Below are 22,938 nucleotides of genomic sequence, written 5' to 3'. Positions count from 1 at the left end.
CCAAACCAATCTCAGATTTCGTATTTTGTTGCCTATGTTAAACGACCTGCTTATTCCGGCTAACGAGCTGACTGTCGTCCGATTGTTTCAGGGCGCTTCTGATTCTTTGGGAATGCAATTGGTCCACAGCGGGCCTTGGGCAGGGAATGAGAAACTGAAAGTAGCGATTCTGGGTATTCCGGAAAGTCGTTTGTCACGATTTGATGGATTGGAAAATGCTCCCGATTTGATTCGGGAGCAGTTATATCAGTTGACTTCTGTTAGCGAACCTGCACTTGTTGCTGATATCGGTAATGTGCGTCCGGGAAATACACCTGCTGATACGTATGCGGCTGTTCGGATGATCGTTGAATCATTGGTGGCGAAAGGCGTACAGGTTTTAGTTTTCGGCGGAAGCCAGGATTTGACGTTGCCTTTACTAGCCGGAAAACAGAAATCCGGTCAAATCTTAACTGTGATTGACGATCGCCCTGACTACAAAGCTGGAGAAGAGTTTGGTGCGGATGAGAACTTCCTGGGAAAGTTGCCGGCTGATACAACCCTTCATTTGCTGGGTACACAAGCCTATTTCTCTTCCCCTGATAAAACCGAAGATTTACTGAAACAATACCGGGGCAGCCAACTGCCGTTGGGAGACTTGCGTGAAAATATCCGCGAAAGCGAGCCAATGTTGCGTGAGGCTGATGTAATCAGTTTTGATTTTGGTGCTTTAAAAGCACACGAAGCGCCAGGCCAACAGCGGTTATCGCCCAACGGGCTTTATGGCGAAGAGGCTTGCCAATTAGCCTGGTATGCAGGAATGAGTACCCGCTTAAATATCACAGGTATATTCGGTTATGCACCATCACTCGATTTACAACGATGGGGTGCCGTAATGGCCGCACAAATTGCCTGGTATTTTTTGAAGGGGGCGGTAAAACAAAAGGATGAGGAACCTCGGGGAGAAGCACCTGATTTCCTGCATTTGCTGGTCACGGTTGAAGGACTGGACGAGCCAATTGTTTTCCTCAAACATCCCCAATCCGGAAGATGGTGGATGGAGGTAAATTCGAAAAAGAATGAAGAAGTCCGAATTGCCTGTTCTGAAAATGATTACCTTTTGGCGCAGAAAAATGAAATCCCGGAACGTTGGATTCGTCACTGGGGCATTGGATAAAAACAACCAAACAATAATAGTGTTAGGAGCGAGTTATTAATTTACAGATTAAGCCATTTTTAGACGGAAGAATTAATCATTTTTCGACCTGGCCTCAGGAGTTGAAATTCGACAAGGTTAGCGTATTCTATGAAGCGATTACTGATATTTTTGTTTCTTTTACTTATTGTTAATTTCGTTGCAAGGGCCCAGCAGGATCCTCAGTTTAGCCAAAATATGTTCAACCATTTGACTATCAATCCGGGATTTGCAGGAAAAAGTGACGCAATTAATGCTTCCTTGCTCAATCGTTTTCAATGGGTAGGATTTCCAGGAGCGCCAGTTACTACCGTTTTTAATGCAGATGCTACCGTTGGCCTGATTGGCCAGGAGGATGGTATTGGGTTTTCGGTAATGAACGATAAGATTGGTTATGAAACAAATATCTCGGTCAGCCTGATGTATGCCTGGCGTACTGACGTAGGGAACGGAAAATTGGGAACCGGAATTTCCATTGGATTGATGAATAAAAACCTCAAACCAGGCTGGAGTTCTGATGCCGGGGCCGGTTTAATCGATCAGGGAGACCCGTTGATTCCTCAAAGTGAGGTAAATGCTTTGGTTCCTGATGTTGGGTTGGGGGTGTATTATGAAACTAAAGATTATTATCTGGGCCTGTCTGTAAAACATTTGAACCAGGCCGCATATTCTTATGAAGAGAGTGGAAAATATTCGTTGGTAAGGGACTATTATTTTTCCGGAGGATACAATATTTGTTTATCCGACCCGTTATTTGAAGTACAGCCATCGTTATTGTTTAAGACAGATGCTGCCAGTTATCAGGTTGATTTGGATCTTAACGTGCGTTATGACAAGCGCATCTGGGGAGGCCTTGGCTATCGACTGAATGATGCTGTAATCGTTTTGCTCGGGACCGAGTTTCGAAATGGAATAAAATTAGGTTATTCATATGATTTGACCATTTCACCGCTTGCCCGCTACAGTTCGGGTTCTCACGAGTTTTTTGTCGCTTACTCGTTTAACCTGAACCGAAGAAGAGAACAGAAATATAAAAGTGTTCGGTTTTTATAATAATTTATTGAATCGTGAAAATTTTGTGCCACATATGAACAATAATATGAGACGATTATTCTTCTTTGGTAGTGTAATTGCCATCGTCCTGTCTCTGAGTAGTTGTAACCGCGGAGGAAACGGAGAACTTGTCGGAGTGGGTAAACGAGGTAAATATTTTGAGCCCGTTCCTTTTGGAATGACCATGGTCCCGAGGGGAAGCTTTACCCTGGGGCCGAGTGATCAGGATATCTCTCATTCAACACCACCTTCAAGAACTGTTTCGGTGGATGCATTCTGGATGGATGAAACGGAGATTACCAATAACGAATACCGACAGTTTGTGTACTGGGTCCGGGACTCCATTGCGCGTCGAATGCTGGGTGACCAATTTGACGAATTCCTGAATACAGAAGATAGAGACGGAAATCCAATCGATCCCCCAACATTGAACTGGGACGAACGTATTGATTGGAATGATCCGGATTACCGGGAAGCACTTTCGGGATTGTATTACGCTCCCAAAGATCGTTTGTTTGGAAAGAAAGAAATTGACACACGGAAACTTAATTACAAATATTTCTGGGTTGACCTGAAACAGGCTGCAAAGCGTGCTAATGCCTATGATTACAAAACCCAAAGTTATAAGGGAACCGTACATGATATTGATGGTAAAGAAGTCCCAATCGAAGGACGCTCCAGCTTTATCATGAGCGATGCGGTGAATGTTTACCCGGATACGCTGATATGGATCAGAGATTATACCTATTCATATAATGAACCCTGGGCAACTATGTATTTCTGGCATCCCGGTTTTGACGATTACCCTGTTGTAGGTGTCAACTGGAAACAGGCTAAAGCATTTTGTATTTGGCGAACCCGGTATAAAAATGCAGCACTTGCTGAACAGGGAGAATATGCTGTCCAGGATTATCGTTTGCCTTCGGAGGCTGAATGGGAATACGCGGCCCGTGGCGGCCTCGAAAATTCCATGTATCCGTGGGGAGGTTACTATACCCGTACACAGGAAGGTTGCTTTCTGGCTAATTTTAAGCCGATGCGGGGAAATTATATCGATGATAACGGTTTGACAACGGTTAAAGTCGGGACATACGATCCGAACGGTTACGGATTGTACGATATGGCGGGTAATGTCGCTGAATGGACCATTACCGCCTATGATGAAGCAGAGTATAACTTCATCAATGACTTTAACCCAAACTACGAATATAATGCTCTTCCGAGTGATCCGCCGGCGATGAAAAGAAAAGTGATTCGGGGTGGCTCGTGGAAGGATATTTCATATTTCCTGCAGGTAGGTACACGTACCTATGAGTATCAGGATACAGCGAAATCGTACATCGGGTTCCGTTGCATACGATCGTCATTTGGAGATGAATTTTAGAAGGGAATTAAACCATTAAATTGCTTTTGCCATGGGATTGACCGATTTTACACATTCCAGACGATGGAAGGGCTTCATGAATTATGTATACAGTATTGGAGCGTCCATCGTACTTTTGGGTGCATTGTTTAAACTTCAGCACTGGCCCGGGGGCCCGATTATGCTGACGATTGGAATGTCGACTGAAGCTTTGATATTCTTCCTATCCGCTTTTGAATCTTCGAACGAACCGCCGGATTGGACAAAAGTGTATCCGCAATTAAAAGAAGATTTTGCCCATCTCGATGCAGACGCACTTTTCGAAGAATCGATGAACAGGAAGCCGAAAAGTACATTCGATATGGATACATTCCTGGAGTCGACGGAAATATCGCCCGAATTACTGAATAAACTGCAAAAAGGACTTACTGATTTGAGCAACACGGCTCAAAGTTTTGCTGATATTTCCTCAGCCACTATGGCCACTGATGTTTATGTGAAGAACCTGAACGCTGCATCGGAGTCAATGGACATATTTGCAGAAGTGAATACCCGGGCAGGTGAGAGTGTTGACAGCACCGTTAACAAGGTGGTTCATTCAGGAGAGAAACTGGCTGAATCCTATCACGAGTTCGTCAATACTATTCAGCGCGATTTCAAGGCATTGAACAATCATTCAGGCAACTATACTGAAGAATTGGAGCGGATCAATTCGAATCTTTCATCATTGAATGCTTCATACGAAGCTCAGTTGGAAGGAGCTCGTAAACAAGCCGAAACTGCTTCTTCTGTGCACCAGGATTTTGCCCGGATGAATGAGTTAATATCCAGTTCGGTAAAGGAGGCTAAAAAATATCAGTCCCAGACAGAAGAGTTAAATAAAAATCTTGAAGCGCTCAATAGTGTATATGGAAATATGCTTGGAGCCATGAATATCAAGAAGTAATTCACCAAATTCTCGATTTGAAATGAGTGCAAAAAATTGTCCGGAAACTCCACGGCAACGAATGATTAGCCTGATGTACCTGGTGCTGATGGCAATGTTGGCACTGAACGTAGATAAATCAGTGCTGGATGCTTTTGAAACTGTCGATCAGGGGTTATCGAAGACTATCGAGAATTTCAATTCCAAGAATGCCAGGGTTTATGCCGATTTTGCAAAGGCTGCTCTTGAAAATCCTGAAAAGTCAGGTGATCTGAACCTGGAAGCGAAAACCGTTAAAGCAAGAACAGACTCACTCTATAATTATATTACAGAGTTGAAAAAGATGCTGGTTGTAGCGGCTGATGGTGAAGATGGTAATATCCACAATATAAAGACGAAGGATGATACCCATGTAGCACCCGAGTTAATGCTGGTAAAACACAACGGGCGTTTAGGTAAAGAATTAAAGCAATCAATAGAATCGTACCGTAAGTATCTCCTGTCGTTGGTCGATCCCAAAGATACTGCGTTGATTTCAAGTATAAAAAGTAGTCTCGATACATCCGATCCACCTCCGGTTGAAGGGAATTCTCCTTCATGGCAGGAGTCCATTTTTCAGGGATATCCGCTGGCTGCTGTTGTAACGTTGATGTCGAAAATGCAAAGTGATATCCGTAATACCGAATCCGATGTAGCCAACTATCTGTATGTCAAAATTGACGCAAACTCATTCAAGTTTAATAAATTAAAAGCCCAGGTATTGCCCAAAACCGATTATGTGTTAGAGGGCGGTACCTATGAAGCCAAAATCTTTCTGTCGGCAGTCGATACGACCTCCGATCCTCAGATCCTGGTGAATAACAAACAGATACCGATTATTGAGGGCGAAGGAATGGGATTGTATAAGGTGCCTGCTACCACTGAGGGATATCATAAATGGAACGGTGTTATCAATTTCAAAAACCCTTCAGGTCAGATCGTTCAATATCCTTTCGAAGGAGAGTACCAGGTGGCCAAACCAACCATGACGATTTCCCCGACCAAAATGAATGTGTTCTATGCCGGATTGGCCAACCCCGTGTCTATTTCCGTTCCCGGTGTGCCTTCGGATAAAATAATCCCGTCGATTACCAATGCGGCCATGAAGCCGAACGGGAGAAATTATCTGGTATATCCGAAGAAGCCGGGAGTGAAATCAGTCATTACTGTAAAAGCGGAAATAGATGGTCAGGTAAAAACAATCGGCTCCACTGATTTCCGCGTTAAGCGGGTACCCGATCCAGTTGCAACCGTAGGTGGCAAGAACGAAGGTCAGATTACTAAAAACGAATTATTGCTCGAACGAGGGGTTTATGCTGAAATTCCCGATTTCGATTTCGATATGAAATTCACGGTAACCTCATTTGTGGTTTCGACTACGCGCGGAGGTTTCGTAGTGGATAAAAAATCCAACAGCAATCTGTTTACACCGGATCAGGCCAACCTGATGAAAAGCCTAAATTCCGGTAGTCGACTATATATTGAAAATATTGTAGCCAAAGGCGAAGACGGGACAACCCGTAACCTTTCGGCCATCAGTTTCAGAATCAGATAAACATGTTACTGAACCTAATATTTACGGGAAGTAACAGGAATACGTAACTGATTAGCTAACTGGTAGATTATTAATTTGGAAGAACAAACTTGAGAAGAATGAAAAAGCTATTTTTGATTCTGTTTGCCATAATTCTGGCTTCTGCTGCAACCCAGCCAGCAACGGCGCAGGTTGTTGATGGTCCTTACCAGAAAAAAATTACCCGCGACCGGAAACCAGCCCCGCTTCCTGCAGTCAGGGAGTCAGATGTGTTCTGGTCTAAAACTATCTGGCGGATCGTCGATCTGCGTGAGAAGATGAACCAGGACTTGTATTATCCGACTCGGGAGGTGCACGGTCGGTTGAGCCTCATTAACCTTCTGCTGAAGGGCATTAAAGAAGGGCAGATAACTGCCTATGATGCCTCTACCGACAATGAGTTCAAACTTCCCATGACGTTCGATCAGGTGAAGGAGGCTTTTGGTGCGGTACCTAAAATTGTGGAACGCCGGAATTTTGAAACGGGCGAAATGGAAAATGTCAAGGTGGATCGGGATATTAATCCGGAGGATATTAAGCAGATCATGGTGAAGGAAGTTTGGTATTTCGATAAGCAATCTTCAACGCTGCAGGTTCGTATTATCGGGTTATGTCCTATCCAGGAATTCTTCCGTGACGATGACGTGAATCATGATCGCCCACTTCGCCGTAAGGTGTTTTGGATATATTACCCGGAAGTTCGCCCGCTGTTTGCAAAATATGAGGTGCTGAATCCAAATAATGACTCCAGAAGCCTCAGTTTCGACGATATTTTCCTGCTACGAAAGTTTGACAGCTATATTACCAAAGAATCCAATATTTACAACAATCGGGCAATCAGTCAATATGCCACAGGCCAGTATGCGACAAACGAATCGCGACGAATTAAAAATGAGATTTTCAACTTTGAACAGGATCTTTGGGAATATTAATTCCTGTATAAGATTGGTTGAACCCGGAGTGAAATCGGATTTGGCAAAACCAGGACGAAGTGTTTGGCCGGTCGTCTCAGTTTCCAAAAACGGGAAATCCTTATGTTCTTTATTTTCACCCCGGGATATCAATCTTGTCAAACACAAATCAAAAACCGGACAACCAAAATAGAGATAAAACGAAAAATCGGCGAATGGCAGTTATTGGCCGGTAAATGTCAATCCGGCCCCTATCGGCGAAAGCTGTGGTATGTCGCTTTTTCATCCTCCCTGATTTTCCTACCTTTGTGCATCTGTTTTTTAATTCTTAACCCGAATGGACAAGCTCGTCGTTTACAATACGCTTACGCGGAAGAAAGAATTGTTTAAACCCATTCATCCCGGAGCTGTGGGAATGTACGTTTGCGGGCCTACAGTTTACGGTGAAGCACACCTGGGGCACGCCCGGCCGGCTATCACGTTCGATATGCTTTTCAGGTACCTGAAACACGTGGGCTATAAGGTACGCTACGTGCGGAACATTACCGATGTAGGACACCTGGTTGACGATGCTGACGAAGGAGAGGATAAGATTGAACGCAAAGCGAAGGTCGAGCAATTGGAGCCCATGGAGGTGGTGCAGATTTATACCAACAGCTACCGCGGAAATATGGCCCGGCTGAATAACCTTCCACCGAGTATCGAACCAATGGCATCGGGGCATATCATTGAGCAGGTTGAGGCAGTCAAGAAGATTTTGAAAGCCGGGTATGGTTATGAAAGCAACGGCTCGGTTTATTTTGATGTAGAGAGATTCTCGAAAGGCCATCACTACGGCAAACTTTCCGGAAGAAAAGTGGAAGACCTTTATTCCAATACCCGGGAGCTGGACGGACAATCGGAGAAAAAATCTTCGATGGATTTTGCGTTGTGGAAAAAAGCAACGCCCGAACATATCATGCGCTGGCCTTCGCCCTGGAGCGACGGTTATCCGGGATGGCACATGGAGTGTACAGCCATGAGCACCAAATACCTGGGCGAACGGTTCGACATCCACGGGGGCGGAATGGATTTGCTGTTTCCCCACCATGAAGCGGAAATAGCACAAAGTATAGCCTGTACCGGACATGAATCGGTGAATTACTGGATGCACAATAACCTGATTACCATCAACGGTCAGAAGATGGGCAAGTCGCTGGGGAATTTTATTAAGCTCAACGAGTTGTTCGAAGGTAAGCACAGTTTGCTGGAGAAGGCCTACAGCCCAATGACGGTCCGTTTCTTCATCCTTCAGGCGCATTACCGCAGTCCGCTCGATTTCTCAAACGAAGCGCTGCAGGCGGCTGGAAAAGGGATGGAGCGTTTGATGAAAGCGGTTGAAATGCTGGAAAATCTGCCAACATCCGCTGAATCAACCGTTGATGTAGCCGCTTTGAAGGAAAAGTGCTACGAAGCGATGAACGATGATTTGAACAGCCCCATTCTGATTGCGCATTTGTTTGATGGCGTGAAGATGATTAATTCCATCAACGATGGGAAGGAAAAGATATCTGCCGGGGATTTGACCGCGCTTCAACAACTTTATCGCACCTTTGCATTCGACATTCTGGGCTTGCAGGCCGAAGAACAGGCCGGCTGCGGTAGCAACGACACGATGAACTCCGTAGTTGATTTACTGTTGGACCTTCGGATGGAGGCCAAGAAAAACAAAGACTGGGGAACCGCTGATAAAATTCGAAATGAATTGAGTGCCCTTGGATTTGAAATAAAAGACACCAAGGATGGATTTTCCTGGGAGTTGAAGAAATAGGACAACGTAATAGTTGATAACGAATAGGAGCCTGCGTTATTAAACGGGAGCTGTCCTGAAAAAAAACAAATGTGCGTCCCTCGTCCAATCCACAGGGAAGCCATACACAAATGTGCGTCCCTCATCCAACTCTCAGGGAAGGCGTGCACAAATGTGCGTGCCCCGTCCAACTCTCAGGGAAGGCGTGCACAAATGTGCGTGCCCCGTCCAATCCATTAGGGAAGCCTTTCACAAATGTGCATGAGCCGTCCAACTTTCAGGGAAGCCTTTCACAAATGTGCATGAGCCGTCCAACTTTCAGGGAAGCCTTTCACAAATGTGCGTGCCTCATCCAACTCTCAGGGAAGGCGTGCATAAATGTGAATGGGCCGTCCAAGTCCCAGGGAAGCCGTGATCAAATGTGCATGGGCTGTTCACCTTCCGGGGAAGAATAGAGTTTCCGGTTTTTTCAATGCCTTCTTCAAACTGTAGCGATGGTTTCCAGCCTAATTCTTTCTTCAGCTTTGATGAATCGATAGTGTACCGTAAATCGTGTCCGGCACGGTCTTTCACGTAAGTGATGAGCTGTTCCGATGTTCCGGGGCTTCGTTCCAATTTTTTGTCCATCACCTTGCATAAGGTACGGATGAGATTGATGTTTGTCCACTCGTTATTCCCGCCGATGTTGTAGGTAGCGCCTTGTTTTCCTTCGTGGAAAATGAGATCGATGGCCCGGGCATGGTCTTCTGCATAGTCATATGTTTTAAGGGATGCTAAGGGAAATAAATCAATCTACTGAATGTTTCGTACCTTTTTCTCCCAATTCCAGGCCGAAAGCAAGGTTTCACCCAGCGATTTTTCGGCCCTCCAGCCCAGAACTTTGTTTGCCTTTGTGGTGTCGGCATACGTTTGCTCGATGTCACCGGCGCGGCGGTCTACAATCTGGTAATTTAGGCCTACTCCCGTAACTTCAATGAAGGTTTTCACCAGTTCCAGTACCGAAGCCCCTTTTCCGGTTCCGATATTGAAAAACTCATAGTGAGCTTGATTTTTCTTATCCAGAAGGCGTCCGATAGCTACCACATGGGCTTTCGCTAAATCGACTACGTTGATGTAGTCACGGACAGCGGTCCCGTCGGGAGTGTTGTAATTATCGCCAAAAATACTCAGCTTTTCGCGCAAACCGGCAGCTGTCTGGGTAATGAAGGGAACGAGATTATTCGGTACACCACGGGGCAGTTCCCCGATAAGTGCCGACGGATGCGCACCGATTGGATTGAAATAACGCAAAGCAATGGCGTTGATTCCTTCCATGGCTTTCACGCTGTCGCGGATAATGTCTTCCGAAATGGCTTTGGTATTCCCGTAGGGCGATTCGGCTTCCTTCCGCGGGGTGTCCTCGGTTACCGGTAGTACATCGGGCTGGCCGTAAACAGTACACGATGAGGAAAAAACAAGATTCGGAACCTTGTGCCGGGGCATCATCTCCAGCAAATTCATCAGCGAGACCAGGTTATTTCTGTAGTATAGCAGTGGCTTTTCCACTGATTCACCTACGGCTTTACTGGCGGCAAAATGGATGATGGCCCCGATCTTGGGATACCTGGCAAAGAATGGTTCCAGTTTCTTGTAATCCTGCAGGTTAAATTCCTCAAATGCCGGACGGATACCGGATATCTTTTCGATGTTATCTACGACATCGGCGCTCGAATTCGATAAATCATCGATGATGACTACGTCGTACCCGGCTGCCTGAAGCTCAACAACGGTATGCGATCCAATGTAACCCGTTCCACCGGTTACCAGAATTTGCTTTTTCATGAATAGGGCCCTTTCGTTTTTGTCGAATTCCAAAAATAGGAATAATAGGATAAAATTTTGCCTTTCAGGAGGATCAGTTCTTTAAGGATTTTGTTTGACGGCTTTATTGTAAAGTATGGTTTGTCTTCACCTATTTTTTCGCTACATTTGATTGCTAAGAAATGCTAAAAGGGAAAATGGATATCAGCATCTATCTTATTGAACTGATTCGAATTCACGATTGTGTTATCGTTCCGGAACTGGGTGGTTTTATCTCGAATTACCAACCGGCCGGGATCGATTATAACCGAAATACGTTTGCTCCCCCGCGAAAAGAAATTGTTTTTAACAGCAAGTTAACCGGGAACGATGGTTTGCTGGTAAATCATATCTCTGAAAGCGATGGAATCGGGTATTTGGAAGCCCGGCAGATGATTGCCGAATTTGTTGACGAAGCATGGTCGAAGCTCGAAAATGGTGAGAAACTGGAATTCAGTTATATCGGTTCGTTGCATTACGACAGGCATGAGAAGCTGATTTTTGGGCCGGAGTTGACAGAGAACCTCTTGATTGGTTCTTATGGAATGGGAGATTTTCATTTTCCGAAAATCGAGCGTACCGATATCGTTCGGGCCACTTCCCGTTTCGAAGACAAGGAAACTGTGCGGGTGGTCTTCAATTCGCGGACAGCGAAAAAATTGCTTATCGGCGTTCCGCTGATGTTGGCACTGACCTTGATACCGCTCTCCGAGCACATGCAACGTGGAGATGTTCAGACAGGCGATCAGGCATCAACTACTTCCTCTGTTTTATCAGTGATTGACAGCACGCCGGCTGATACGTTTGTGGGGGCTGATAAAATCCCGGACGAACCGGTACCGGCCGAATCCAAAGCTAAGCCGAATACAGTTGGAGCATTGGCAGACAATCAGGCGGTTAACAAACCTGTTGTTACGGTCGGCAAGCCCGCTTCAAATGCTAATGCCACCCGGTTTTACCTGGTTGGCGGAAGTTTTAAGAGCGAGATGAACGCAAAGAAATACCAGGATGAATTGGTCCGTCAGGGGTACGATTCCCGGATCCTTAATCTGGACAACGGTTTCTATCGTGTTACCATTCAGTCGTACAACGACCGGGATGAAGCACTGGCGGTACTGGACAATCTGACCAGGGGCAATCCGAAATCGGGAATCTGGTTATTGGAAGAATAGAAAAATAATGACTATCCATATCGGGCTGGCATGACTGCCGGCCTTTTTTATGTCTGATCCCGGCTCAAAAAAAGCCATCCCGGTTGAACGGGATGGCAGAATGGGGGGAGTATCCGGCTTTTGGTGCTTCTGCAAAAAAGAGGAGCCGGTTTCGGGGTATGGTTTTGGTTATTTCAAGATGATTGTTTTGTTCGTCGTTTCGTTTCCGATTGTTAATCGGGCAAAGTAAATGCCGGAAGGATAACGGCTCAGATTAATCTGTTCATTCTGTTGACAGCCGTGGACCGGAATCTGTTGCTCCCAGATTTTGTTCCCGGTAGCCGAATAAATTTCCAACAGGACCAATTCACCTTCCATATCGTTAATAGAAAGATTTAACCCGCCCTTTGTCGGATTTGGGAAAAGTGTCCATGATTCATTCAGTGAAATAACATCGTCTGAACGGGTTACCAGGGTTTCGGCATCATAGGTAGTGGAAGTTTCTTCTGTGTTGCCTACATTATCGGTAGCCACACTGTAAAACTTGTAGACAGAGCCCGTTTCGCCACCAAACTCCGCCGAAACTTCTTTGGTGTGGACCAGCCATAGTACCGGGCCTTCCCCGTTCGCTTTTACGTAGATATCGTAGTATTCAATTCCGGCGGCGTTGTCTGTGCCACTCCAGGCAACGGTGAAGTTCGTCGGCCCCGTTTGGGCTTCCAGTTGTTGCACCTGACTTTCAGGAGGAATAACATCTACTGTATTTTGCCAGATATTGGTCTTAATGGGCTCATTCGCATCGAATACAATGGTGGCCTGATTTTCATAAACCGTTCCATTCGCAGCCGGGTCATGCACTCCTGCCGTGAAGGAGACAAATCCCTCTCCTTCGGGCGATGTGACGTTGGGTGGCAGAAATCCTACTGCCGGATCTTCGTGAATATCCATGGTTAACGGATCGAGCGAAGCAAATTGCCAGCTAATCACGCCGGTCAGCGTGTCGATTTTTCCGGTTACCCGAAGAAGCAAGTTCGCGTTAAGTTCAACATCGGATGAAAAGCGATAAGTTTCTTGTGTTGCGGGCGTAATAATCGTATCACCAAACCCGAAAGAGCCGAAGATGAAATCGCTGGCGCGGAAGCGTGTTAAATCGAGGGTGTCGGTAACCGTTACAATATGTGCCGGCGCCGAGGCTGTCGCTTTGTTCTCGAAGTAAATGGAATAGGGGAAACGCTGTGTTTCGGCGATGTATTTTTCTGCACCGGGGCCGTCCGGTCCAACGATCTCATTGGGGTCGAACGAAGACACGGCTGTTATCCCCCGATCCTTCTTCGATTGTTTCGCCAGTTTGCGACATTCCTGATCTTTCTGATAATTATCGTAAATATCAGCTCCAAACTGGAAGACTCCGATGGCCAGCTCGTAGGCTTTGGCAGCCGGAACAAAATCGACGGCACAACCGGCCACGGTTTTGGCGTAATTCCAAATCAAGCTTCCCCACGAAGGTTTCTCGTCGGCTTTCGGTTTGGAGAAATCCAACGGGTTCCAAATGTAAGTGGTCACAACATCTTTTACGCATCCGGCACCGGGAAGTGCACTGGCAGCGAGGTTCACTAAACCGTTGGTAACGGCCCCGGCCTGAGCACGTAGCAGGCAATCCTGAATTTCTTCATCCATGGGCGAGCCGAAGAATGGCCCGGAAACCCAGGCCAGAACCCGGATATCGGATGGCGATTTTAGCCTGATATGTACTTCATTACTGGAATTGGCCGGAATAATCGGCACATAAAACGGATAAACTTTGGCATGGAATTCCTCTCCCATTACCTGGGTTGTTTCATAGTATGGTTGGAGCAATTCCGCTGGTATTTCTTCCCCGTTACTCTCAGCGTAACCGTTAAAACTGATGGTAAAATCAATCAATTCGACTTCCGTTTCCCATGGAACAATAACGAAAAGCGGAACGCCCAGGGCATCCACATTACTGTCGTTGCCGTAACGAATGGTATAGGTTTGCCACATGTTGAAGAGAATGCGGCCACGTCCCTGTATTTCCACCCAAGGCGAGGCTTCTTCCCCTTCCACTACCGTGAAACCTTCGGGAATGGTAACGGTCCCCGAACCAGTCTGTACCACGACATCCCATTTCCCAACGGCTTTTTCATGCAAATCGAGTGTCCCGATAAGTATTCCGGGTTGATACAGACTGATTCCTTCGGCAAGAACTTCTTCGCCACCCATCGTAATTTTGAAAGTAGAATTATCGTTTAACCCGCCGCCATAAATTTTCACCGTGGCATAACCGGTGTTTCCGGCTACGTTGTCTTCAATTTTGGCAATTCCCCCGATGGTTACGGTTTTGGTTGCCGAAAAGGATGTTCCGTTATTCGAAGCCGTCAGGGTAACTTCGTATTCGCCGGGACCGGGATACTCGTGCGTTGGATTCGCTAAGACAGAGGTTTCGCCGTCTCCAAAATCCCAGGTGTATTGGGTGGCATTTTCTGATTCCTGATTGAAACTAACAGTTTGGATATTCTGATACGCTTCAAAATTAACTATGGGCGGCTGAGGCGGATTGGCTGTGAATTCGCCTGACGCCAGATTGAAACCGTCGGCACCATGACCGGTCAGGTCTTTCAAACTCTCATTGCAGTTGATATAAACCAGTAAACTGTCTTCCATTCCGGTTAACGAATGCACGGCGTTTTCAAGGATTTCATCCGTCGTCAGGCCTTTTCCCCAGATCCGGATTTCATCGAGTCCGAGATTTAACGCATTGCTGAGATAATAAGGGCCAAAAACGAAAACGCCCGGATCGGGTTCAATCTTCCCGGTAACGGTTTGACGGGCTACCTCTTTTCCGTCAACAAATAGTTTGTAATTGTTCAGCCCGGCACGGGCGTCGTAGCTATAGCCAATGTGGTGCCATTTATTATCGTACAAATCGATATATGCATCATTCACAAACGTTCCTTTGTCGGTAATCAGTGTTCCTCTCAGCCTGGGGTTATTGGTTGTGCCATAATCGCGCATCACTTCGATTTCGAACTGTTTGTTGTTGGAACCGGCATGGCTGTCGAGCTTTTCGAAGAGGAGGAAGCTCGAACTTCCTTCAGTGGTAATGTCAATCCGGGCCCAAAACTCGACCGTGATAGCAGAGTCGATCGCTACTTCCGGAGTTTCCGGAATTTCCAGGTAGGATGGATTATCTGCGCCCCTGGTGATTGAATAGGCACTGTTGGTTTCCGAAGGTGTGACAGCAGGAAATAACCGACCAAGAATCACCTGATTTTCTTCATCAGAGGTAACTCTTCCGTTTCCGAGGAATAATACGTTCCCCTCTTCATCTGTAAAGAAGTCGCGCAAATTCATTGCATACAAGTATGTTGAATAGGGATAGAGCATCTGACCGCCGTCAAATGTTTCACCTTTATCGTTGGAATAACGCGCGACTCCCGGTCCCCAGGCCGCCGTCACTTTATCAGTTGTAAGCGATAGCAATGGCAGGTCGCCTTTCGGGTAACTGTAATTGGCGCTGAGTGTTTTAACTGCAGAAAAGCTGTTGCCATTATCATGTGAGGATAACAGATACATGGAAGAAGCCTTATTGATGATGTAATCGGGAAACATGATGTAGATGTCTTCGCCGAGGGTTTTCGTCGTCATTCGCTTCGCGTAAATGGTTCCAGATACGTCATCGTCGCTTGCCAGGGAGACCGGCGTGGAAAAGGTATCGCCGTTATCGGTAGAGCGGGCATACCGCAAATGATGTTTCTCATCGGAATCGACCAGCGACCAAACGACTGAAATCGTTGAGCCGGATTTCCCGATGCGGGGAGCATTCCGGTCGGAAGAGGCTAGCGCACGATGGCGGCCATCGGTATATCCCTCTGCGGGAATGGAAAGCCCTTTTTCACTGAATGTGCTTCCCCCGTCATGCGAAACGGCCATTTTCACGATGCCTGAGTTAAAACCGTAATAGTAATGGGAATAGGAATAAAGTATATAGAGATCATTTCCATCGGCCAGAAAATCATCGATTCCCCAACTGTCCGGCGCCAAAAACGGATTGATTGTTATATCGGCACCGTCACTGGCTGAACGCAAAAGGTGAAATTGTGTCGCACCGTTATTGTTGTTGTGTGTGATAAACACATTGTATAAAACTCCGTTGGTGTATTGCACATAGGAATCATCAACGGAAAAGTACACATCACCTTCGTATACTGATTTCGGTGTATTGAATGTAGCGCCACCATCGGATGAAGAAACCAAATAAAGCACTGCCTTATCATCCACATTTCCAGCTTGTATCATGACGAATACTTTATTGCCATCTACAGCTAGCCGTTTGAAATGGTTGCTGGTGGCCATACCTTGCCATGACCCGGCATCGCTGGTAAAGAGTGTCTTCACTGCTTCCCAGGTTATCCCGCTGTCAGTAGACCTGCGGTAGTTCATGGTGTACGTATTATCCGTATTTCTGGTTATCCATATGGTGTGAACCGTTTCTCCTGAAACAGCCATTTCCGGAGCGTAAACCGGATTCCCTGATTCGTTTAAGCCGGTAAGACTAAAAGGAAGGTTTTGGGCAGTCGATCCCAGACTGATGGTTGCCAGCATGAATAACAGTGTGAAATGTTTCATACATGCCAGACTTTTTCGAGGCGTAGAGAGGAAAGACATATTAATAAGGTTTAGGTTACTAATTTGATTTTTGGTTAGGTATTTTTTCTTCATGAGAATGATTATGCTGTGCAGAGGACGAAAAGTGGGATACGCACAGAATTCATATGATTAGAAAGAAGAAGTACCAAACGAAAGTTACGACTAAAGTCGTCTTCGATAGTTTTCAGATTGTACAATCAGGTATTCAAATCGTAAAAAGTTTTCCGATAAGACTGACAGCGGAAGAAGGCTTTGGAGAAAATAGAAAAATCCTGGTAAGAGCCTTTTAGCTGCTATACCAGGATTTATGAAACGGATTTTATTGTTTTATTAATCTACTATATTATGGATTTATTCGTTTGAAGGTTTTCCAATCTTTCGAAGGTTGTCTGCTAAAAATTCTTTGCGAATGCGTTCCATCCTTTTTGCACGACCGGGAGATAGGTTTTTTTGTCAGGAAGGCCATTGGCAATTCCCCAGGCCATCCCACAAATTTGCGGAATGGCCGTTTGAATTATTCTTAACCCAGATGATTATCTGATTTCGCTACCGTTCTTAATGGCCCTGTCCGGTGAAACGAATGCCAGGGTTCCGTCCGGATTTTCGGCCATCAGAATCATGCCTTGTGACTCAATGCCACGGAGTTTTTTAGGAGCCAGGTTCACCAATATAGAAACCTGTTTGCCGATAACTTCTTCGGGCGTATAATATTCGGCAATGCCCGAAACCACGGTCCGTTTGTCAATTCCGGTATCAATTTTCAGCTTCAGCAGCTTTTTGGTTTTAGCCACTTTCTCTGCTTCGATGATGGTTCCAACACGGATATCCAGCTTGGCAAAATCGTCGAATTCGATGTTCTCTTTGACCGGTTTGGCTTTAGCAGTTTCCAGTTCGTTGGCTTTCTTTGTAGCCAGTAACTTGTCAATCTGCGCCTGGATGGTAGCGTCTTCAATTTTCTCGAAGAGTAGCTCCGGTTTATTTACTTTGTGGCCGGCAGCAACCAAATCAGTGCGCCCAAGGTTCGACCAATCGAGTTTCTCCAGATTCATGAAACTACGGAGCTTGTCCATGCTGAAGGGCAGGAACGGTTCAAAAACAATGGTGAGGTTGGCTGTTATCTGGAGGCAGACATTCATGATGGTTTTCACCCGCTCCGGATCGGTTTTCACCACTTTCCACGGCTCCATATCGGCGAGGTACTTATTTCCCAAACGGGCCATATCCATTGCACCTTTCAAGGCTTCCCGGAAACGGTAATTATCGAGCGATTTTTCCACGGCCTCTTTCAGTTTGCTGATGCTGGCCAGGGCTTCGCGGTCATATTCTGCCAGTTCGCCTGCTGCCGGAATTACACCATCGTAATATTTGTTGGTCAGCACCAGTGCCCGGTTAACGAAGTTGCCGAGGATGGCGACCAGTTCACTGTTGTTTCGTGTCTGGAAATCCTTCCAGGTGAAATCATTGTCTTTGGTTTCCGGGGCATTGGCAGTGAGTACATATTTCAGCACATCTTCCTTGCCGGGAAAATCTTCGAGATATTCGTGCAACCAAACGGCCCAGTTCCTTGAAGTCGAAATTTTATCGCCTTCGAGATTCAGGAATTCGTTGGCGGGAACATTATCGGGCAGAATATAACTTCCTTCAGCTTTCAGTATTGACGGGAAAATAATGCAGTGGAAAACAATATTGTCCTTACCGATGAAGTGGACCAGCCTGGTTTCCGGATCTTTCCAGTATTTTTCCCAATCGGGTGTCCACTCCTTAGTCGCCGAAATGTACCCGATAGGTGCATCGAACCAAACATAGAGCACTTTGCCTTCAGCACCATCCACCGGAACCGGAACGCCCCAACTCAGGTCGCGGGTAACGGCGCGGGGATTTAATCCACCATCTAACCACGATTTGCACTGCCCGTACACATTCGGCTTCCATTCCTTGTGTTGCTCCAGGATCCATTCACGTAACCACGGCTCATAACGGTCGAGTGGCAGGAACCAGTGTTTGGTCTTTTTTAAGATAGGTTTGTTTCCGCTCAGTACCGATTTCGGGTCGATGAGGTCAGTCGCATTGAGTGATGAACCGCAACTTTCGCACTGATCGCCGTAAGCTTTTTCGTAGCCACATTTTGGGCAGGTCCCGGTAATATATCGGTCGGCCAGAAATTGTTTGGCCTCTTCGTCGTAAAATTGCTCGGAAGTCTGCTCGATAAATTTGCCTTTATCATAAAGGGTTTTGAAAATCTCGGATGCAGTTTCATAATGCACTTTAGCGCTGGTGCGGGAATAAACATCAAAGGAGATGCCGAATTTGGCAAACGATTCTTTGATGATGGTATGATATTTATCGACGATATCCTGTGGGGTTACGCCTTCTTTTTTTGCTTTCAGGGTAATGGGAACGCCATGTTCATCCGATCCGCCGATAAATGCCACTTCCTCTCCTTTGAGACGAAGGTAACGGGCATAAATGTCGGCCGGAACATATACGCCGGCCAGGTGACCGATGTGAACCGGACCATTGGCATAGGGTAACGCCGAGGTGATAAGCGTTCGTTTGTATTGACTCATGTTGTATGAAATATCGTTGATGAATGATTTTTTCTGTTGAAGCACAAAGATAATCAATGCCTACGGAATGCAACGGGGTTTGTCAGGTAAATTCCGGCAACGAAAATTGGGATCGGCTTTTGCACAATACCTGAACTTTATCCGCGACTCTTTCGCTTTTATTTTCCTGGTGTAAATTTTCCCGGGAAATACATCAGCAATGCTTATCGGCTACTCTATTATTGCAGTTCTCACCGGGATTATTGCCGTTGAGATAAATGATGCTGTGAAAAGCCCGCAACTGAAAAACAACTATGCCGATCATGTAATTAAAGGGAAACGGACCAGGAGGCAAAATTCTGCAAAAAACGCGGGAGGCGCCGGAATAAAAAAAGCCGGTGGGGTACCGGCATTACTCATCTCATTACGTGTTGACAACTGAATTTTCTTCGCCAAAGGCATTAGGGGCATAGCCATCAGCTTCCTCATCATTAATCCAGACCGATTTATTGACCAGGTAGCGAAATTGGAAGGATTGGTTTTGCGATAATTCCAATGTCACAGTAAAATCACCTGATTTTAGTTTTTGCATCGGGGTAACATTTTCTTTCCAGTTGTTGAAATCTCCAACTACAGTTGCTTCATTGGCTTCAGGAGCCATCTCTTTCGGAATCCGGAATGTTACTTTACATACCGGCTTTGACTTTAACGTCTGTTTTTTGATACTCATTTAAAACGAGGTTTTGGTGAAACTTATCTTCCTGTTAATGCAGGGATTACAAATCTAAAGATAGAAGCAATATAGTTATGCCGGGTGTCTAATTTCGTTGAAATGCAATTGTTTATGAAATATTCACACTATAGAAACAATTTGGAAACAAATACCGGGACAGAGGGTATTCGGGAACTGTTTTGTGTGGATGCTTTCTTTTCTTAATTTCATAGTCTGGATAAAATATGGGCCAGTTAATTTCGGATTGGCCTGAATTAACTGGTTCTGAATAACAACAATTCAAATACGTTTTTATGATATACCCACCGTACCTCAAAGCCGGCGACAAAATCGCCATTGTTTCTCCTGCCGGGAAAGTAAATCCGGAAATCGTTAAGCATGGTTCAAAACGTCTCCGGGAAGAAGGTTTTGAGGTTGAAATCGGAGAGAATGCTTTTGCTCAATCGGGCGTCTTTGCCGGAACCGATGCCGAAAGAGCAGCCGATATGCAAAAGGTATTGGATGACGAATCGGTAAAAGCCATCATTTTTGCCCGGGGAGGTTACGGAAGTCTTCGAACACATCAACTGCTCGATTGGAGCAAATTTTTGCAACATCCGAAATGGATTGTCGGCTTTAGCGACATAACGGTGTTTCACGCTTTTCTTTACCTGAACGGTGTTGCTTCCGTCCATGGCGTAATGCCTGCATTTTTTGATCAGGACGGCGTTCCCTCCGAAAGTTTCCGGCTAACGATTGAATTATTGAAGGGGAAAATACCGTGGTTTAAAGAAGTAAATCATCCGTTAAATCGTGGTGGTGAAGCATTGGGTAAGTTGATCGGAGGAAACCTGTCAATTGTTTACAGCTTGCGCGGGACCCCGTTTGATTTATCGCCGGAAGGCAATATTCTGTTTATTGAGGATTTGAGTGAGTACCTCTATCACCTCGACCGGATGATGATGAACCTGAAAATATCGGGTGTTCTTGAGCAACTTAGTGGTTTGGTAGTCGGTCATTTTGCCGATATGAAAGATGGTGATACAGCCTACGGGAAAGAGCCTGCAGAGGTTATCCGGGAGGCGGTTGACGAATATCGTTACCCGGTGATGTTCGGTTTCCCGGCCGGCCATGTGATGCCGAATTATCCATTAATCATGGGAGCTCAAACACAGCTAATTGTTGGTGAAAAGGAGTCTCGTCTAAATTTTCAGCTATGACCCGTAAATCAAAGGAACTGGGTGAAAAAGGTGAACAGATAGCTGCTGATTATCTGAGCAGAAAAGGTTATCGGATTATCGAACGAAACTGGATTTTCGATCATAAAGAACTGGATATTATTGCGTACCACGGTGATGATTTGGTTTTTGTAGAAGTGAAAACCCGGACAGGATATCAATATGAACATCCCCTGGAGGCCATTTCAACAGGGAAAATCAGAAATCTGGTGGTGGCTGCAGATGCTTTTTTGCGTATGCGAAACCTGGATGTGGAAAGCCGGTTTGATGTGGTTACAGTTGTATTTTACGGTGAAAAGTTCGAGCTGCAACATTATCCTGGTGCCTTTATCCCTCCCGTAAATTAGGATCTATTCAGGTGCAGTGGTGTGCGTGTATCTCGTGTACATTTCCTCAATGAGGCCTGACATTTCCGCCGGGCGGAAGGGTTTTGGAAAGAACCCGTTCATCCCGGCTTCGGTACATTCGTCGGTGACACTGGAAAACACATCGGCCGTAAGTGCCAGAATCACAGTCCGGGGGGTTCGATTCTCCAAAACTTCGATTTGACGTATTTCCCGGGTAGCTTCCACCCCCGTCATTTTGGGCATTTGGATATCCATCAGAATAACATCGTAGGCATTATTGCGAAACAATTCTACCGCTTCTTCCCCGTCTTTCGCAACATCAACATGATAATTTTTTAATCCCAGCAGCGCCAGTTTTTGACTCATCAAATTATCTTCTGCCAGAAGGATTCTTTTCGTCATTTTGTTACGATTCCAGATGAAGTAGCTAAAATATAAAATTATATGAGGAACAAAAACTGTGACTCTTCATTAAAAAGGTATTTTTAACAACTTGTTATTATATTACTCTTTTAGATTCTTTTATATGAAGAAATTATTCTTTGTCCTGTTGGCAGGACTTTTTTATGCGGGCCATATAGTTGCCCAGGATGTCGATTCGTTTAAAGTCGTTAAAGAAAACGCGTATAGCCCGGTTAAAAATCAGCAACGCACGGGAACTTGCTGGAGTTATGCGACCACTTCGTTTCTGGAATCGGAATTGCTCCGGATGGGTAAAGGAGAATATGATTTGGCTGAAATGTATTTTGTGCGGAACGCGTATCCTGCAAAGGCAAAATATTTTGTCGAATTACACGGGAATGCCAATTTCGATGAAGGTGGACAGGCGCATGACGTGTTGGATGTGATGGAAAAAGACGGAGTCGTGCCGCAAAGTGTATATCCCGGAAATCTTTATCATCCCGGTCATGCCAACCATACCGAACTAAAGGCGATGATGAAGGGAATGTTGGAAGGTCTGGTTTCCGATAAAATGAATTCTGTTTCGATGGTTTGGCTGAATGCTTTGAATGGTGTGTTGGATGCATATATGGGAAAAGACCCGAAAAGTTTCCAGTATAATGGAAAAACATTTACACCGGGATCATTTATGCAATCGCTTGGATTGGACCCGAACCAGTATGTTGAGATTACTTCCTATATGCATCATCCGTTTTATACGCAGTTCAGTCTCGAAGTACCTGATAACTGGTCGCACGATTTGTACTACAATGTGCCCGAAGACTATATTATCAAGACGATCGATCACGCCATTATGCAAGGTTACACGGTTATTTGGGATGGTGATGTAAGCGATAAAGGCTTCTCGCACCGGAAAGGTCTTGCTGCATTGCCCGACAGTGTTTCTGTGAACCAGGAAGCTCGTCAGAAAGCTTTCCTTACCTGGAAAACCACCGACGATCATTTGATGCACATTGTTGGCATCGCAAAAGATGCCGATGGTAACAAATATTACATTACCAAAAACTCGTGGTCGGCCAAAAGCAATACGTATGGTGGTTTGCTTTATATGTCGGAGCGCTATGTGCGGTTGAATACCATTGCCATTACGGTGAACCGGAATAGTATTCCGCAGGAGGTCAGTGCGAAAATCTTTAAAAACAAATAAA

At 45.5% G+C, this 22,938-nt stretch carries 18 protein-coding genes; 12 read left to right on the top strand and 6 right to left on the bottom strand.

Features of this window, described 5'->3' with window-relative positions; translation table 11 throughout:
- Positions 1–34: 34 nt before the first annotated feature.
- From GJU82_RS12910 to cysS, 7 genes are all read left to right on the top strand, one after another.
- On the top strand, positions 35–1,156 hold the full coding sequence (locus GJU82_RS12910; RefSeq protein WP_153632520.1) for an arginase family protein: 1,122 nt from the start codon (positions 35–37) through the stop codon (positions 1,154–1,156).
- Positions 1,157–1,285: 129 nt separating this feature from the next.
- Positions 1,286–2,227, top strand: coding sequence for a type IX secretion system membrane protein PorP/SprF (locus GJU82_RS12905; RefSeq protein WP_153632519.1), 942 nt, complete (start codon positions 1,286–1,288; stop codon positions 2,225–2,227).
- Between the two features lie 46 nt (positions 2,228–2,273).
- Entirely contained in the window at positions 2,274–3,611 is a 1,338-nt protein-coding gene (locus GJU82_RS12900) for an SUMF1/EgtB/PvdO family nonheme iron enzyme (protein ID WP_153632518.1), read from the top strand.
- A 31-nt stretch (positions 3,612–3,642) separates the two neighbouring features.
- Positions 3,643–4,536 carry a gliding motility protein GldL gene (gene gldL / locus GJU82_RS12895; protein ID WP_153632517.1) on the top strand — a complete coding sequence of 298 codons (894 nt, stop codon included), beginning with the start codon at positions 3,643–3,645 and terminating at the stop codon, positions 4,534–4,536.
- A gap of 22 nt (positions 4,537–4,558) precedes the next feature.
- The gene (gldM, locus tag GJU82_RS12890; protein ID WP_153632516.1) at positions 4,559–6,109 is read left to right on the top strand and encodes a gliding motility protein GldM; all 1,551 of its coding nucleotides are present in this window, start codon (positions 4,559–4,561) and stop codon (positions 6,107–6,109) included.
- Between the two features lie 98 nt (positions 6,110–6,207).
- A complete protein-coding gene (gene gldN, locus GJU82_RS12885; protein WP_153632515.1) occupies positions 6,208–7,059 on the top strand; it encodes a gliding motility protein GldN in 852 nt (283 codons plus the stop codon).
- Between the two features lie 316 nt (positions 7,060–7,375).
- Positions 7,376–8,848: a cysteine--tRNA ligase gene (cysS, locus tag GJU82_RS12880; protein ID WP_153632514.1), complete on the top strand. Its 1,473-nt coding sequence runs from the start codon at positions 7,376–7,378 to the stop codon at positions 8,846–8,848.
- 327 nt (positions 8,849–9,175) lie between these two features.
- Here the strand turns inward: cysS and GJU82_RS12875 are convergent, their stop codons facing one another.
- The gene (locus tag GJU82_RS12875; RefSeq protein ID WP_153632513.1) at positions 9,176–9,619 is read right to left on the bottom strand and encodes a GDP-mannose 4,6-dehydratase; all 444 of its coding nucleotides are present in this window, start codon (positions 9,617–9,619) and stop codon (positions 9,176–9,178) included.
- Positions 9,620–10,648 (bottom strand): UDP-glucose 4-epimerase GalE, encoded by a 1,029-nt coding sequence (gene galE / locus GJU82_RS12870; RefSeq protein WP_153632512.1) that lies wholly within the window; start codon positions 10,646–10,648, stop codon positions 9,620–9,622.
- 161 nt (positions 10,649–10,809) lie between these two features.
- Here galE and GJU82_RS12865 point away from each other — a divergent pair, with 161 nt between their 5' ends.
- Entirely contained in the window at positions 10,810–11,838 is a 1,029-nt protein-coding gene (locus GJU82_RS12865) for an SPOR domain-containing protein (RefSeq protein WP_153632511.1), read from the top strand.
- Positions 11,839–12,006: 168 nt separating this feature from the next.
- On the opposite strand, the gene GJU82_RS17780 is transcribed toward GJU82_RS12865, so the two are convergent.
- Together GJU82_RS17780 and metG are read right to left on the bottom strand one after the other, a co-directional pair.
- The gene (locus GJU82_RS17780; RefSeq protein WP_194831052.1) at positions 12,007–16,464 is read right to left on the bottom strand and encodes a PKD domain-containing protein; all 4,458 of its coding nucleotides are present in this window, start codon (positions 16,462–16,464) and stop codon (positions 12,007–12,009) included.
- 554 nt (positions 16,465–17,018) lie between these two features.
- Entirely contained in the window at positions 17,019–19,052 is a 2,034-nt protein-coding gene (gene metG, locus GJU82_RS12850) for a methionine--tRNA ligase (protein WP_153632508.1), read from the bottom strand.
- A 199-nt stretch (positions 19,053–19,251) separates the two neighbouring features.
- On the opposite strand from metG, the gene GJU82_RS12845 reads away from it, so the two are divergent.
- Complete coding sequence (locus tag GJU82_RS12845; protein WP_153632507.1) at positions 19,252–19,473, top strand: hypothetical protein; 222 nt, start codon at positions 19,252–19,254, stop codon at positions 19,471–19,473.
- On the opposite strand, the gene GJU82_RS12840 is transcribed toward GJU82_RS12845, so the two are convergent.
- Complete coding sequence (locus GJU82_RS12840) at positions 19,456–19,761, bottom strand: isoamylase early set domain-containing protein (protein ID WP_153632506.1); 306 nt, start codon at positions 19,759–19,761, stop codon at positions 19,456–19,458. The two genes, GJU82_RS12845 and GJU82_RS12840, sit on opposite strands and share 18 nt — an antisense overlap.
- 296 nt (positions 19,762–20,057) lie before the next feature.
- Here GJU82_RS12840 and GJU82_RS12835 point away from each other — a divergent pair, with 296 nt between their 5' ends.
- The gene (locus GJU82_RS12835; RefSeq protein ID WP_153632505.1) at positions 20,058–20,963 is read left to right on the top strand and encodes an LD-carboxypeptidase; all 906 of its coding nucleotides are present in this window, start codon (positions 20,058–20,060) and stop codon (positions 20,961–20,963) included.
- Entirely contained in the window at positions 20,960–21,328 is a 369-nt protein-coding gene (locus GJU82_RS12830) for a YraN family protein (protein WP_153632504.1), read from the top strand. Before GJU82_RS12835 ends, GJU82_RS12830 begins: the two co-directional genes overlap by 4 nt.
- 3 nt (positions 21,329–21,331) lie before the next feature.
- Here GJU82_RS12830 and GJU82_RS12825 read toward each other — a convergent pair whose 3' ends face one another.
- Entirely contained in the window at positions 21,332–21,730 is a 399-nt protein-coding gene (locus GJU82_RS12825; protein ID WP_153632503.1) for a response regulator, read from the bottom strand.
- A 124-nt stretch (positions 21,731–21,854) separates the two neighbouring features.
- Between GJU82_RS12825 and GJU82_RS12820 the strand changes: the two genes are divergently transcribed.
- Positions 21,855–22,937: a C1 family peptidase gene (locus GJU82_RS12820; RefSeq protein ID WP_153632502.1), complete on the top strand. Its 1,083-nt coding sequence runs from the start codon at positions 21,855–21,857 to the stop codon at positions 22,935–22,937.
- Position 22,938 lies beyond the last annotated feature (1 nt).

The organism is Prolixibacter sp. SD074 (assembly GCF_009617895.1).
Taxonomy (GTDB): domain Bacteria; phylum Bacteroidota; class Bacteroidia; order Bacteroidales; family Prolixibacteraceae; genus Prolixibacter.
Note: the sequence above shows the minus strand (reverse complement) of the source record. Positions and strands in the feature narration are given on the sequence as shown.